The sequence below is a fragment of the Pelagivirga sediminicola genome (genome assembly GCF_003072125.1).
Lineage (GTDB): Bacteria > Pseudomonadota > Alphaproteobacteria > Rhodobacterales > Rhodobacteraceae > Roseovarius > Roseovarius sediminicola.
The window spans coordinates 157,904-172,453 of record NZ_QCYH01000002.1 but is presented as its reverse complement, the minus strand read 5'-3'; the positions used below and the strand labels follow the sequence as shown (position 1 = coordinate 172,453).

10 protein-coding genes and 1 pseudogene are annotated in these 14,550 nt (G+C 61.6%); 2 read left to right on the top strand and 9 right to left on the bottom strand.

What is annotated here, in order from left to right; all coding sequences use genetic code 11:
- Positions 1 to 16: 16 nt before the first annotated feature.
- From DC366_RS04430 to DC366_RS04400, 7 genes are all read right to left on the bottom strand, one after another.
- Positions 17 to 1,054, bottom strand: coding sequence for an amino acid ABC transporter substrate-binding protein (locus DC366_RS04430; RefSeq protein ID WP_108691003.1), 1,038 nt, complete (start codon positions 1,052 to 1,054; stop codon positions 17 to 19).
- Positions 1,055 to 1,125: 71 nt separating this feature from the next.
- Positions 1,126 to 2,343 carry an NAD(P)/FAD-dependent oxidoreductase gene (locus DC366_RS04425; RefSeq protein WP_108691002.1) on the bottom strand — a complete coding sequence of 406 codons (1,218 nt, stop codon included), beginning with the start codon at positions 2,341 to 2,343 and terminating at the stop codon, positions 1,126 to 1,128.
- A gap of 4 nt (positions 2,344 to 2,347) precedes the next feature.
- Positions 2,348 to 3,151: an NAD-dependent epimerase/dehydratase family protein gene (locus tag DC366_RS04420; protein WP_207768655.1), complete on the bottom strand. Its 804-nt coding sequence runs from the start codon at positions 3,149 to 3,151 to the stop codon at positions 2,348 to 2,350.
- A 12-nt stretch (positions 3,152 to 3,163) separates the two neighbouring features.
- Positions 3,164 to 4,366, bottom strand: coding sequence for a pyridoxal phosphate-dependent aminotransferase (locus tag DC366_RS04415; RefSeq protein ID WP_108691001.1), 1,203 nt, complete (start codon positions 4,364 to 4,366; stop codon positions 3,164 to 3,166).
- Positions 4,363 to 6,027: a hydantoinase B/oxoprolinase family protein gene (locus DC366_RS04410; protein ID WP_108691000.1), complete on the bottom strand. Its 1,665-nt coding sequence runs from the start codon at positions 6,025 to 6,027 to the stop codon at positions 4,363 to 4,365. Before DC366_RS04410 ends, DC366_RS04415 begins: the two co-directional genes overlap by 4 nt.
- Positions 6,024 to 8,117 carry a hydantoinase/oxoprolinase family protein gene (locus DC366_RS04405; protein ID WP_108690999.1) on the bottom strand — a complete coding sequence of 698 codons (2,094 nt, stop codon included), beginning with the start codon at positions 8,115 to 8,117 and terminating at the stop codon, positions 6,024 to 6,026. Before DC366_RS04405 ends, DC366_RS04410 begins: the two co-directional genes overlap by 4 nt.
- Before the next feature lie 3 nt (positions 8,118 to 8,120).
- Complete coding sequence (locus DC366_RS04400) at positions 8,121 to 9,032, bottom strand: HpcH/HpaI aldolase family protein (protein WP_207768654.1); 912 nt, start codon at positions 9,030 to 9,032, stop codon at positions 8,121 to 8,123.
- Here DC366_RS04400 and DC366_RS04395 point away from each other — a divergent pair.
- Positions 9,031 to 9,906, top strand: a complete 876-nt coding sequence (locus DC366_RS04395) for a 2-hydroxy-3-oxopropionate reductase (RefSeq protein ID WP_108691337.1) — start codon at positions 9,031 to 9,033, stop codon at positions 9,904 to 9,906. The genes DC366_RS04400 and DC366_RS04395 overlap by 2 nt on opposite strands.
- A 63-nt stretch (positions 9,907 to 9,969) precedes the next feature.
- A complete protein-coding gene (locus DC366_RS20545; RefSeq protein WP_369333107.1) occupies positions 9,970 to 10,407 on the top strand; it encodes a hypothetical protein in 438 nt (145 codons plus the stop codon).
- Between the two features lie 129 nt (positions 10,408 to 10,536).
- Here the strand turns inward: DC366_RS20545 and DC366_RS20605 are convergent.
- Positions 10,537 to 11,373, bottom strand: a pseudogene (locus tag DC366_RS20605) (ISL3 family transposase); the annotation flags it as partial.
- 155 nt (positions 11,374 to 11,528) lie between these two features.
- A complete protein-coding gene (locus DC366_RS04380) occupies positions 11,529 to 14,414 on the bottom strand; it encodes a hybrid sensor histidine kinase/response regulator (RefSeq protein ID WP_108691336.1) in 2,886 nt (961 codons plus the stop codon).
- Positions 14,415 to 14,550: the final 136 nt, after the last annotated feature.

The window sequence follows — 14,550 nt, the reverse complement described above, 5'->3', positions numbered from 1 at the left end:
CGCAGGAAGGATGGATTTAGTCGAAGACCATCGGGTAGTGGATGCCGCCATCGTTCCACAGCTTGTTCAGGCCGCGCGGCATGCCGTAATCGGACTGCTCGCCGATGTTGCGGCCGAAGATTTCGCCGTAGTTGCCGACATGCTTGATGACGTTATAGGCCCAGTCATCCGACAGGCCCAGAGGCCCGCCGACACCCGGCGTCGCGCCAAGAACCTTGCCTACCTCGGCGGTCGGCGGATTGGCCTTCATTTCATCGACGTTGTCGGAATTGACACCTTCCTGCTCGGCGAACCAGAGCGCGGAAAAGACCCAGTTGACCACATCGACCCATTGATCATCACCCTGACGCATGATCGCGACCTCCGGCTCCAGCGCCAGAACGTCGTCGAGGATCACGTGACCCTCGGGATTGTCGGAAACCGAACGCGCGATGCCCACGGTCGGACCCCACTGCGCATAGGCGTCGCAGCGCTTCGAGAAATACGCCTCGCGCAGTTCCTCGGTCTTTTCGAACGTCACAGATTCCACTTCGATCCCGACACGATCGGCATAGGCGGCGACCTGGCGTTCGATCGTGGTGCCGGCTGGGATGCAGACCGAGCCGCCGTCAAGACCGGCGAAATCCTCTACGCCCAGATCCTTGTGCGTCATCACCACGGTCGTGCCCAGATAGTAGGGGCGCGAGAATTGCAGGCCCAGTTCGGTGTCGCGGCTGAACGTGCCGCCCGACGCCTTGATGACCAGATCGACATCACCGGATTGCAGAGACGGCCAACGCTGCGCCCAACTGACAGGCACGATGTTGAGCGAGTCGAGATCGCCGAAGATCGCGACCGACACGGCGCGGCACAAATCCACGTCGAGGCCGGTCCAGTTGCCCTGATCGTCCACCTCGGCAAAGCCCAGCCATGATCCGTTATGCCCGGTGCAATTCAGCGAACCGCGCTCCTGCACCTCTTTCAGTGTCGGTCCTGCATCCGCCAGCGCCGGTGCGGCAAAACCCGCCGCGGCCAGCGCGCCAGCGCCAAGTGTGGCCAAAATCCCCTTTGTCATTCCAATCTCCTCCTCTGCGTTTCCCTGTCATTCATCATAGATCATACATATTATGACTCACTCCGCAATCATCATATGACCGCCTCTTCCAGAAACGGCTCGTTCCTTTCGGTGCGCTCGTAGCAAAGCGGGCTGAGGTCGAGCGTGCGGTACTCGCCATGCACGATCAGTTCGGCCACCCCGCGCCCGACCGCGGGGGATTGCTGCAACCCGTGGCCCGAATATCCGTTGGCAAACATGAAATTTCGCACAGTCGAATGAAACCCGACAATCGCGTTGTGATCCAAGGTGTTATAGGCGTAATGCCCGGTCCAGAACTGCTGCACCTTGAGCGCGTCGAAAGCCGGGATGCGGTGATAGAGGGCGGGCCAGATATAATCGTCGAACTCGTCGTGCTTGGTCTCGAAATCCTCCGAATCCGCCGGCCCGTCGGGGGTGGGCGTGTTGCCGGTAAGGAAAAGCTCGTGCTCAGGGCGCACGAACGTGCCGCCGGGGTCGATGACGTTGGGCATCCGGCCCGGTATCGGATTGCGGCTGGCAAAGACAAAGCTGTGCCGTTTGCGCGGCTCGACCGGAATGCTAAGCCCCGCCATGCCCGCCACCAGCGAGGCGCGGGGCCCGGCGGCGTTGACCACGATCCCGCAATCGACCGTCTCGCCGGTTTTCAGCGTGACCGATGTGACCCGGTCGCCGTCGCGCCCCAGCGCCATCACCTCGTTATCGATATACTCGGCCCCGTTATGACGCGCCCCACGCTTGAACCCCGTCATCAGCCCGACGGAATCGAACCAGCCTTCGGCCTTTGCGCCCCATGAGCCGCCACCCAGATCATCGACATTCAGCCACGGGAACTGCTCTTTCAGCGGACCGGGTTCCAGAAACACCGTGTGCGCGCCATGCTCGCGTTGCAGCGCGACCCGCGCGCGCGCCGCTTCGACGCCCTCGGGCGGAATGCAGTAGAGATAACCGTTTTCCCTGAACCCCAGATCCGGCGCAGGCTCATCGGGGTAGAATTTCTGCATCCGGTCGCGAAAACTCTCGATGAACTCCACCCCGAACTGACTGATATGCACGTTGATCGGGTTCGAGTATTGTTGCCGGATCGCGCTGGTGCTGAGCGCCGTCGAGGAAAACTCGTAGCTGCTGTCGCGCTCGACCACAAGGATCGAGCCGTCAAAGCCCTCATTTTCGGTCAGCCAATAGGCGATGGAAGATCCGATGACCGCACCGCCGACGATGACAATGTCATAGCTGGCCGCGCGGGGGGATTTATACGCCGGAATTGCCATCGGCTCAGTCCTCGAAATGGCCCGCAGCGGCGAATCCGCCACCATGCGCGGCAATGGTCAGATCGTCGCGGTCGTAGGGTTCCGTCTTGGCCTCGACCTCTTCGCGATAGATCTCAGCATTGTCCTTGGGGCGATATCCCAGATGCGCCGCCATGTGGTTGTCCCAAAGCTGGCTGTCATTGTCCGAGACGCCATAAACGATGGTATGCTCGACGCGCGGCGCGGCAAGACAGCACTCGGTCAGATGCACGAAATCGGGGTAGCTGAGCCAGGTGGTCAGCATGCGGCGATCCGCGGGCTTGGGAAAGCACGAGCCGATGCGGATCGACACGCTCTCGACGCCGAACTTGTCCCAGTAATACTGCGCCATTGCCTCGCCATAGACCTTGGAGATGCCGTAATTGCTGTCCGGGCGCGGGGTCACGGATGCATCGATGCGCTGTGTGCGCGGGTAAAACCCGATCGCGTGATTCGAACTGCCCCAGACCACCCGCTTGACACCGTTCTTGCGGCAGCCCTCGTAAAGGTTGTAAAAGCCGACATAGTTGGACTGCAAAATCGCCTCGAACGTGTTTTCACGCCCGACCCCGCCCATGTGGATCACCATATCGACGTCGCGGGTCAGATCCATCACGGCGTCCGCGTCGGCCAGGTCGCACAGCACGATTTCCTCGTTATCCGCGGCTTCACCCATGTCGTGACGGTTGGTCAGGCGCAGAGTGTTGCAATGCGGCGCGATTTCCTTGCGCAGCAGAGTGCCAAGGCCACCAGAGGCGCCGGTCAGCAGAATTCGGTTCAGTTTATCCAAGGGATATCTCCTTTATTTCAGCGCGCCGAGCGCGCCAGTCAGACGCTCCAGCGCCGTTTTCAAATCATCGGTCGAAGCGGCATAAGACAGCCGGATATGCGTCGACAGACCAAAGGCCGCGCCCTGCACACCCGCCACCATGGCCGCGTCCAGGATATAGCGGGTCAGGGCCGTATCATCCTCCATCACCGTACCGTCCGGGCTGCGCCGTCCGATGAAGCTGGCAAGACCGGGATAGGCGTAGAAGGCACCCGATGGCTCGACCACGTCCACGCCGTCTATCGCGCGCAGGCCCGAGACGATCAGATCGCGCCGGTTCCGGTATGTCGCGCGGGCGGTCTCAACGAAATCCTGCGGGCCGGTCAGCGCCTCGATCGCGGCGGCCTGACTGATCGACGAGGGGTTCGACGTGGTCTGGCTCTGGATCTTGGACATCACTTTCGCCAGCGCCTCGGGCGCCGCGGCGTATCCGATGCGCCAGCCGGTCATCGCATAGGCCTTGGCCACGCCGTTGGCGATCACCGTGCGATCCGTGAGGTCGGGGCAGGCACTGGCGAAAGAACAGAACGGCGTGTCGGCGTAATAGATCTGTTCGTAAATCTCGTCCGACATGATCAACACGCGGGGATGGCGCGCCAGCACTTCGCCCAATGCGGCCAGTTCTTCGCGCGTGTATGTCACGCCCGACGGGTTCGAAGGCGAGTTCAAGAACAGCCAGCGCGTTTTAGCCGTGATTGCCGCTTCCAGCGCCGCCGGGGTCAGCTTGAACCCATCCTTCTGCGCACATTCAACAATCTTAGGCCTGCCGCCGACCAGCAGCGTCATGTCGGTGTAGGAAATCCAGTAGGGCGCGGGGCAGATCACCTCGTCGCCCGGCTCTATCGTGGCCATCAACGCGTTGAACAGGATCTGTTTCGCGCCGTTGCCACAGGTGATGTTGGCACGCTCATAGCTCAGCCCGTTTTCGCGGCGGAATTTCTCGATCACCGCATCCTTCAGCGCAGGCGTGCCGTCAGGCGCAGTATAGCGCGTCTCGCCGCGTTTCATCGCGGCATAGGCGGCCTCGATCACGTTGTTAGGCGTGCTGAAATCCGGCTCGCCAATCGACAGGTCGATGACGGGCTGCCCGTCGGCCTTCATCGCCCTGGCGGCTGTGGAAATGGTGATCGCGGGCGACGGTTTGATCAGCTTGGCGCGGCGGGATTCAAAGCTCATTTACCATACTCCTTTTCTGCCTGCTCGGCTGAGAGATAGCCGAGCCTAACGTCTCGCTTCACATCATCCGCATTGCGCTCGGCTGGCTCGCCAAAACCGCCGCCGCCGGGCATTTCCAGCACCAGCCGCCGCTCGGCCGGCACCTTCTGCCGCCCCTTGGCGCGCATTTTGGTGCCGTCATCCAGATGCACGGCGCCCGCCGCTCCGGGCTGGCCGCCGAAGCGACCGCGCGCCGGGTTCTCGACCCGGTCAAACATCGCCTTGATGTGGAATTCGTGACCCTCGTCGGCCTTGATCTCGACAATCTGCCCCAGCCCGCCGCGCTGTTTGCCCGCGCCTCCCGATCCCTCGCGAAACTCCTTGCGCCAGACAGTGATCGGGCCAGTATGCTCGGTTGCCTCGACAGACATCGCATGCACACCCGACGGAAACGCGGTGGCGTTCAGCCCGTCCAGCGTGGGCCGCGCGCCTGAGCCGCCCGAGTTGAACATCAGGATCTCGGCGCTTCGCTGCTGCTCGCCCGGCGCGGCCTGCGCGCCGGGGATCGGGCGGGCGGAAATCTGGATGTTCCAAAGCGCGCTCGCCCCTTCGGCGGGGGCCAGATCGGGCAGGAATTTCGACACGGCGCCCAGCACCGTATCGGGAATAAAGTGGCCCAGAACGTGACGCACCTGCACCGGTGCGGGATGCTGCGCGTTGAGGATACACCCCTCGGGCGCAGAGACGGTGAATGGCTCCAGCGAGGCGTGATTGTTCGGAATCTCGGGCGCCAACGCGCATTTGAGGCCATAGCCACAATAGGCGGTGGTGTAGATCAGCGGCACGTTGATGCCCAGATCGCTCTGCCCCGAGGTGCCGTCGAAATCGGCGTGAACACCGTCTTTCGAGACATCGAGCCGCACTTTCATATGCACCGGCTTGTCATAGCCATCCACGGTCATTTCGTTGTCGTAGGACCCGGCGGGTAGATCGGCGAGCTTCTCCAGCGTCGCGCGGCGACTGTTTTGAAATATGAAATCGCGCAGCTCCTCCAGGCGGTCCAGCTCGAATTCGTCCATCATCGCCATCAGACGCTGGTGGCCGATATGGTTGCACGCGGCCAGCGAATAGAGATCGCCGATCACCTGGTCGGCCTCGCGGATGTTGTGGCGCATCAGGTGGATCAGCTTCTGATCCACTTCGCCCTTTTCCGCGAATTTCATGATGGGGATGAAGATCCCTTCCTCGTAGACCTCGTTGGCATCGGGGCCAAAGCCGCGTCCGCCCACGTCCACCACATGCGCGGTGCACGCGAAATAGCCGACCAGTCTGCCGCCCCGGAACGACGGCGTGACAAAGGTGAAATCCAACAGATGCCCCGTCCCCTTCCAGGGATCGTTGGTGATATAGACGTCGCCCTCGTGGATGTTGTCCTCGCCGATCGCCTCGATGAAATTGACCACGGCGGCGGCCATCGCGTTCACATGCCCCGGCGTGCCGGTGACGGCCTGCGCCAGCATCTTGCCCGTCGCATCGAACACGCCGGCCGACAGATCACCCGCCTCGCGGACCGAGGTGGAAAAGGCTGTGCGGATCAGCGTCAGCGCCTGCTCTTCGACGACCGAAATCAGGCGGTTCCACATGATCTGAAAATGCACGTCGCGGAAATCATCGGTGCTCATGTGTGCGTCTCCTTCTTGCGGACCAGCAGGCAGCCGTCGGCGCACATCGTCGCGCGGTAGGCGTTGGTCACGATGGTTGTCGTTTCGTTCTCGACGATGGCGGCGGGGCCATCGACATGGGCGCCGGGGGCCATATCAGTGCGGTTCACGATCTGCGCGTCAAGGAAGGCCGACTCCCTGGCGTCAAAAATGGTGCGCGAGGCGTGCGAACGCGCCGCGCCGCTGTCGGCTGCATCGGCGACCGGCGCGGGCGGGGTGACTTCGGACGTCGCCTTGACCGACCAGTTCATCACTTCGATATCAAGACCATCGAGCGGCGTGCCAAAGAGGCGTTTGTATTCCGCCTCGAAAAGCGCGCGCATCGCCCCCGCCCCCTCCTCGCCGACCGGATCGTTCGGCAGAACGACAGGAATCTCCCAGCCCTGCCCGACATAGCGCATGTAGGCCTTGCGCTCGACCAGCGGCGCGATGTCGCTGCCGCCCTCGCGGGTGACGGCAACGGCTTCGGATTGCAACCCGTCCAGCACATCGTTGACATACCCCGCATCAAACTGCCCGAGGCGCGTGTAAGCGCCGCGCACGGCCTCATACCCGAAGGGCGCGCGCAAAAACCCGATGGCCGAGCCGACACCGGCCCCAGGCGGGATCATCAGGCTGTCGATGCCCAGTTTCTCGCAGAGGCGGTTGGCATGCAGCGGCGCGGCGCCGCCATAGGCGATCATGGTGAATTCGGCCAGTTCCTTGCCGTTTTCAACCGCATGGGCGCGCGCGGCGGCCGCCATGCTTTCATCGACCACCTCGACAACGCCAACGGCAGTTTTCACCGCATCCATGTCAAGGCTCTGGCCGACATGTTCGCTTAGTGCGGCCTGAGACGCCTCCACCGACAGCGCGATCTGGCCCCCGGCGAAATTGTCGGGGTCGAGCTTGCCCAGAACCAGATCGGCGTCGGTCACGGCGGGGCGCGTCCCGCCCTGCCCGTAACAGGCCGGCCCCGGCTCGGACCCCGCGCTTTCGGGGCCGACGCGGATCTGGCGCATGCCGTCCACATGGGCGAGCGAGCCGCCCCCTGCCCCGATCTCGACCATCTCGATAACCGGGAACGAAATCGGCATGCCCGACCCCTTCTTGAAGCGGTAGGTGCGGGCCACCTCAAAGGTGCGGGCGGTCTTGGGTGTATATCCCTCGACCAGACAAATCTTGGCCGTGGTGCCGCCCATGTCGTAGGATAGAATGCGTTTCAGCCCATGGCGCGCCGCCACGTCGGCGGCATAGATCGCGCCGCCTGCGGGACCGGATTCGAGCAGGCGGACCGGGAAGGCCGCGGCGGTTTCCACCGAGATCAGCCCGCCGCCCGAATGAATCATGAATACCAGGCAATCGGTGCCAAGGGTTTTTAACCGCTCGACCAGGCGGCTCAAATAGCTTTCCATCAGCGGCTTGACGAACGCGTTGGAGCAGACGGTATTAAACCGCTCGAATTCGCGCATCTGCGGCGAGACTTCGGAGGAGATCGAGACGCTCAGATCAGGAGCATGCTTGGCGATAATATCGCGTGCGCGTTCCTCATGGGCGGGGTTCACATAGGAATGGATGAGGCCAACCGCGACGCTTTCATAGCCCTTGTCAACGGCGTTCCGTGCAAATTCGGCAACGCCGTCTTCGTCCAACGGCGCCAATTCGCGGCCCGACGCGGCGATGCGCCCGGCGACGACATAGCGGCTGTCGCGGTCGATCAGCGGGGGCGGCAAAACGATGTTCAGATCATATTGCTCGAACCGGTTTTCGGTGCGCATCTCGATGACGTCGCGAAAGCCCTTGGTTGTCAGGAACGCCGTTTTTGCCCCCTTGCGCGCGATCAGCGCGTTGGTGGCCAGGGTCGTACCGTGGATGATAAGGTCAATATCGTCGAGACCAATGCCTGCATTCTCCGCCACACGCGCCACGCCGTCCAGAATCGCCTGTTCAGGCGCGGTGTAATTTGTCAGCACCTTGGTTGAATGCAGGTGCTCGCCGACCTCCATGGCGACGTCGGTGAATGTCCCGCCGATATCCACGCCCACGCGAACGGGCTGTCCGTGATGAGCCATGTTTCAGTCCTTCTTGAAATGCGCGATCAGCGCGTCCGAGCCGCGTGCGACCAGCCCCAGATCGGCGCCCACCGCGACATAGGTGAAACCGTTTGCGATGTATCGCTCGGCGTCGGCCTGGAGAGGGGCGAGGATGCCCGCTGCCTTGCCTGCGGTCTTCGCGGCCTCCAATACGCTGGCAATCGCTTGCTGGACGTGGTCGGCGCCTGCATTGTGCATCGCGCCCATGTTGGTCGACAGATCACCGGGGCCGACGAACAGTACATCGACGCCGTCCACTGCGGCGATCTCGGACGCGTTCCTCACGCCTTCCTCGCATTCAATTTGCAGAATCAGCATCTGATTCAGATGTGCGTTCTGGTGATACTCCTTGATCCGGCCAAACTGGTTCGCCCGGTGTCCGACCGAAAAGCCGCGAAAGCCTTCGGGCGCATAGCGCGCAGCGGCGACGATCCGCTTGGCCTGCTCGGCATTTCGCACATTCGGAATCATCAAACTCCGCGCGCCGGCGTCCATGAATTGCTTTATCAGGGTCGCATTCTCCTCGGGCAGACGCACACAGGCCTCGACGGGATGCCCACCAACCGCTTGCAATTGCGCCATGATGCTAAGCAAATCATTCGGACTATGCTCGCCGTCGATCAGCAACCAGTCACAATTCGACCCGGCCATGACCTCGGTCGCCAGCGCCGACCCAAGCGAGCACCAAAGACCTAACTGCAACCTACCCTCTGCCAGTCCCTGCTTCACGCTGTTCGCCCGTTCCTGCATCCTGTCCTCCGAAAATTCGCCCCGTTCGCAACGGCTGCTTGCATTTGTATGATGTATGATGTTTTTTTGTCCAGAGTCGATTTGAACGATTTTGGCAGATGCGCGCACCGGCGCGTGCGGATCGAAGAGAAAGGACAACGACATGCGTATCGGATTCATTGGATTGGGCGTCATGGGGGCGCCGATGGCTCGCAACCTGCAAGAAGCCAAGCATGAGATAATCACGACGCTCAACCGCTCGCCCCTGCCCGACGGCATCAAGGCCGAGGTTCTGGACAGCCCCGCCGATGTGGCCCGCGCTTGCGACGTGGTCATCACCATCCTGCCGGACACGCCCGATGTCGAGCGTGTGTTGATGACCGAGGGTGGCGTTCTGGAGGGCATGGAAAGCGGCAAGCTGATGATCGACATGAGCTCGATCGGCCCGATAGAAACGGCTGAAATGGCACGCGCCTTTGCCGAGAAGGGTGTCGATTACGTCGACGCCCCCGTTTCCGGCGGCGAGGTCGGCGCAAAAAACGCCGCGCTGACCATCATGTGCGGCGGCAGCAATGCAGCGTTCGAGCGCGCGAAGCCCCTCCTCGAAGTGATGGGCAAGAACATCACCCTTGTTGGGGACAAACCCGGCGCCGGGCAGACCTGCAAGATCGCCAACCAGATCATCGTCGCGCTGAACATCGAGGCGGTCAGCGAGGCGTTGGTATTCGCCAGCAAGGCGGGCTGTGATCCGGCGAAGGTGCGTGAAGCGCTGATGGGCGGATTTGCGTCGAGTAAAATTCTTGAGGTGCATGGCGAGCGGATGATCAACCGCACCTTCGACCCTGGTTTCCGCCTGAAACTGCACCAGAAGGATCTGAACCTCGCCCTGCAAAGCGCGCGCATCCTGCAAGTCGCGCTGCCAAACACGGCGACAGCGCAGGAGCTGATGAACGCCTGCGCCGCGCAGGGCGAGGAGGATACCGATCATTCCGGCCTCGTCCGCGCGCTGGAGCGGTTGGCCAACCATGAGATTGGGTAAGAGCATGCGCGGCAGACGTGTCCGTGATGCTGGCATCCCGTGGCCCACGCGAAATCACCCGGCATGTTCAATGCGCTGATCGAGGACGCAGGCCTTGACAGCCTGATGGTCCCCGTCACCTGCCGCCCCGAGAACTTTGATATCTTCTGGGCAGGCCTGAGCGCGATGGAGAACCTGAAGGGCATGATCATCTCGGTTCCGTTCAAGCAGCGCGTGTCCGAGAAATGCGCGACGGCACACTCCCGCGCCGCACGGGCCGGCGCGGCCAATACCGTAGTGCGCCGGGCGGATGGCCAGTGGCACGCCGACAATTTCGACGGCGTCGGTTTCATGGATGGTCTGGCGGCGGCGGGACGCGCGGTTCATCGCGACCGACTTGGCCGATCCATCCTTCCAGCGCATCTTCGCGAGCATTACGCACCATCTCCGCGAAGGGGTCGGTCAATTTCCGGGCACTGGCGAGAGCTGAGAGCGCGGCCTCGATCCTTGCGACCCGGATAGCATCGGCCTTGCTCAGATGATCTCGATCTGTGGTCAGGAGGCGGGGTATCTTGCGCGCGGAAGACGACTTTTCCGTTCCCGACGGCATTTCCTGCTCGGCGCGGCGTTGGCGTGTGTGGCCCATTCTCCGACAACATGAAAACTACCCTGAAAACCTCCGGCCCGCAGCCGGCGCCAGAGTTCGGCGCCGTTCCGGCAGCCGCCCGCCCATTCTCTTTCCAGCCGCGGCAGCCAAGGGGTCAAGCTGCTCTCGCGAATGCGGAAAACGTCTTCACGTTCGCCGCGAACTATTTGGCGGACCAGACCGCGACTTAGCCCGATCAGGCGCACGATGAATCTGATCGGGCTGCCGTCATTGGCCTCCGCTGCACGGCAGCCAGGAAGGCCGCGCTCGCGTTCTCCAATAAGCGCCGGCGATCGGCCGCCTGAACCGCCCGAGGCAAGGCGCGCGAGACGCCGCCGCCATAACCGCCGTTGCGGTCACAGGCGACGACCTCGATCTCGGGGCGGGCGCGAAGCCAAGCCTCGACCGTGGCAGGTTCCCGGTCCGGCAGCAGGTCGATCACCCGGCGCCGTTCCAGATCGCAGATCAACGTGCCGTATCTTTGTCCCTCTCCGCCATGCCCAGTCGTCGATGCCAATGACGCGGAGTTCACCGCTCACGGCCGCCGCCATGTTTCGAATGCTGCGCAGGAAGGTCTCCTTGCTGACCGGCAGCAGAAGCCGAGCGGCAAGCGCCTGTGCTGGCCGCCCGCAGAGTGCCAGGCCAAGGTGGCGGACCAATCCCTGCAGACGGGAAGTGCGCCGCCCATACGACCGGGTCACATCCGGCGGAAACCGCTCCGCGAATATCCTGGCTGGGCAGCACACAGCACGGCAGCGGAAGCGGCGCACCAGCAAGAACGGTTCCACCTTCCGGCCATGCGCGGAAAGATCGGCAGGTCGGCGCCGGTACCTGCTGTGGACGTGGCGTCAAACCGTGCCACAGACCGTAGGTCTTCACCGTTCAGTTGAGACCGCCTAACATCCTTCGATCAGGCGTTGATTGTCGTCCTCGCATTCCCGTTGCGCAGATAGCTGCTTTGATTTTCGGGGCTGCACTTTGCATTCCAAGTGATTGATCATCGGGCGATCCTCATTGCTTCGATGGCCTCTCGCATGGCGGTGGCCTCGAAAGGTTTGACCAGCACCTTGCAGTTGCCCAGTGCGGCGGCGGAAGGAACCTCCACGCCGCCCGTTGCGAAGATCACCGGCAGTTTCGGGTCTAGCTCCCGCGCGTCCTGCGCCAATTCTTCACCCGTCCGATCGGGCAATCCGACATCGGTGATCAACAGGTCCACCACTTCGGCCTTCAGTATATCAAAAGCCTTGCCCGCGCTTGCCGCTTCCAGTGCTATGCATCCGGCTTCGCGCAGCACTTCTGCCATGTCCAGCCGGATCACTGGATCGTCTTCGCAAATCAGGATGCGCAGACCGTCGAAGCCCGGCTTACCTGTCGGAACAGGTCCGTCGGGAATATCCGCGGTGGTCGACGGGTTTGCGTTGACTGCGGTTCCCTTGCACCCGAGGACTTCACGAACCTTATGAGCCAATTCCAATTGCGTGTAGGGTTTTCCGATCAATTGAACCCCCTCATCCAGCCGACCATCATGCACAATCGAATCCTGAACGAACCCGGATGTGAACAGCACAGGCACGTTGGGGCGCACTGTGCGCATCCTTTCAGCTAGCATATGGCCCGTCATCTCTCCTGGCATCACCACATCGGTGAACAAGAGATCGATATGCTGGTCACCTCGCAATATGCTCAGAGCCTGCCCTGCGCCAGAGGCCTGTAAAACCGAATATCCAAGGTCTGTCAGCGCGTTGAATGCGGTTTCGCGAACGTCATCGTCGTCCTCGACCAGCAGTATCGTTTCGGATCCCCCCGATAGTCCGGCGTCTGCGACGGGATGAATTGACTGCTCAGCCTCAAGGGAGCGAGGTAGATAGATGTTCATCGTGGTGCCGCAACCGACCTTGCTGTCAAGCGTGACGTGACCGCCTGACTGCTTCGCAAACCCGTAGACCATCGACATGCCGAGACCAGTACCGTGGCCATCTGCCTTGGTTGTGAAAAACGGCTCGAATATCCGATCGGCGGTTTCCGGCGACATGCCACAGCCGGTGTCCGTTACCGCGAGCCTGACATATTGCCCGACGTCCGCGTCCGGATGGGTGTGGGCATAGGTTTCATCCAGCTCTGCATTGCTTGCGACGATTGTCAGTTTTCCCTGCCCGTCCATCGCGTCGCGCGCGTTGATCGCGAGGTTGAGCAGGGCGTTTTCCATACTGTTGGGATCGACGTTGGTATTCCAAAGCCCGTCTTCCAAGCGCATTTCAAGGTCAATACCATCGCCAATGGCGCTGCGCAGGATATCGTTGGTCTCTCCCAGAAGCCGGTTCAGGTTTATGACCACAGGTGCAAGAGGCTGCTTGCGCGCAAAGGACAGAAGCTGAGAGGCGAGAGTCGCGCCACGCTTGACGCTTCTCATGGCCTGATCAAGGTGATTTCGGCCCGGAGACTCCTCTGGCATGCCGCGCGTCACAAGCTGAAGATTGCCCATTATCACCTGAAGCAGGTTGTTGAAATCATGTGCGACCCCCCCTGCAAGGCTTCCGATCGCTTCGAGTTTTTGACTTTGGCGCAATGCCGCGTTGAGTTCCTCCAGCTCGCGGTTTCGCTCGGCCACCCGTGCTTCGAGTGTTTCATTGAGTTTGGCAATGTCCGCTTCGGTATTCTTTCGCTCTTCGATATCAGTGTTGGTTCCAACCCAACCGGTCAACGACCCATCATCGGCACGCAATGCAGACGCCCGCACGATATGCCAGCGGTAGGTGCCGTCGACCCTGCGAATGCGGAATTCGCTTTCATAGCTCCGGCCCCGTCGAATGGCACGCGTCCACTTCGCTGCCGCTGTCTTGATATCCTCGGGGTGGACGACACGAACCCAGTCCGTGCCATAGAGTTCGCCCTCGGCATGCCCGGTATATTCATAAATTTGCACGTTCAGCCAGTTCAGCCCGCCGTCCCGGTCGGCGGTCCAGACATGAACCGGCATGGTCTGCGCCATCGTCCGGAACTTTTCCCGGGTTGCCGTCAGCTTGGCTTCGGCGATCTTCTGGCCCGTTACATCGTGCCCTTGAACAAAGATGCCACTCGGCGCGCCGGAATTGTCTTTCAAAGGGTGGAACATGAAGTCCACGAAATGCTGTTCCGGCTGCTGGTCGGGTGCCGCCTGGATCTGCGCGGGCATTGCCCTGACCGACACCGGCTCGCCCGAATGAAACACCTGATCGAGCAACTCGATGAATCCTTGCCCTTCGATGTCCGGCAAGGCCTCGCGAACCGGCGAGCCTATCACGTCCCTTCCGCCAATGAGGTCGGTGTAGGATTGGTTTACGATCCTAAACACATGCTGCGGCCCGTGCAGTATCGCCATGAAGCTGGGAGCCTGATCGAAGGTAGACTGAAAAAACTCCGTGATCTCTCCCAGTGCCAGGTTCTCGGTTGCGACGGCTTCCGCCCGCTGTAACAGCGCCGCGCTGCGCGAGATGCTTTCGGAGTCTGCGACCTCTGCGCTGCGATACAGATCGGTGACGTCCACCGTATTCTGCAAGATGAACTTGACCAGGCCCTTTGCGTCCAGGATCGGGGTGTGGGTCGCACTCCAATACCGCTCTTCAATTGTCCCGTCCGCTGCCGCAATCGGATAGGAAATCAGCGGCAGGTGATCGACTTTTCCCGATGTCAGCACCCGGCGAAAAGATCCGCGCAGCATCTCGTCCGAAACGGAATCGGCGGGTGCCGGGAATTCTTCGGTCAGCAGCCGCCCGATCACGGACTCCCGACGGCGCCCTGTCACTTCGAGATAGGCATCATTGGCCCAGACCATTCGCAGATCAGGATCCAGAAGAACGTAGGGTGATGGCGCCTTGCCGAAAAGCGCGTCCAGATCAATCTGCATGGTCAGCATCCACAGGTGTTGTTCACGATCTATCCTCGCATCACATTGCTGACAAGCAGGGGCATCGCAGAGTGTCAAATGTCAATAAATATGATCCATAACTGTTCTCAGCCATCCTCCTTGGGGTTCTTCTTGC

Coding starts and splice junctions, on each gene's coding strand:
- DC366_RS04430 (WP_108691003.1), bottom strand. CDS start 1,054: ATGACAAAGGGGATTTTGGCCACACTTGGCGCTGGCGCGCTGGCCGCG.
- DC366_RS04425 (WP_108691002.1), bottom strand. CDS start 2,343: ATGGCAATTCCGGCGTATAAATCCCCCCGCGCGGCCAGCTATGACATT.
- DC366_RS04415 (WP_108691001.1), bottom strand. CDS start 4,366: ATGAGCTTTGAATCCCGCCGCGCCAAGCTGATCAAACCGTCGCCCGCG.
- DC366_RS04410 (WP_108691000.1), bottom strand. CDS start 6,027: ATGAGCACCGATGATTTCCGCGACGTGCATTTTCAGATCATGTGGAAC.
- DC366_RS04405 (WP_108690999.1), bottom strand. CDS start 8,117: ATGGCTCATCACGGACAGCCCGTTCGCGTGGGCGTGGATATCGGCGGG.
- DC366_RS04395 (WP_108691337.1), top strand. CDS start 9,031: ATGCGTATCGGATTCATTGGATTGGGCGTCATGGGGGCGCCGATGGCT.
- DC366_RS04400 (WP_207768654.1), bottom strand. CDS start 9,032: ATGTCGTTGTCCTTTCTCTTCGATCCGCACGCGCCGGTGCGCGCATCT.
- DC366_RS20545 (WP_369333107.1), top strand. CDS start 9,970: ATGTTCAATGCGCTGATCGAGGACGCAGGCCTTGACAGCCTGATGGTC.
- DC366_RS04380 (WP_108691336.1), bottom strand. CDS start 14,414: ATGCAGATTGATCTGGACGCGCTTTTCGGCAAGGCGCCATCACCCTAC.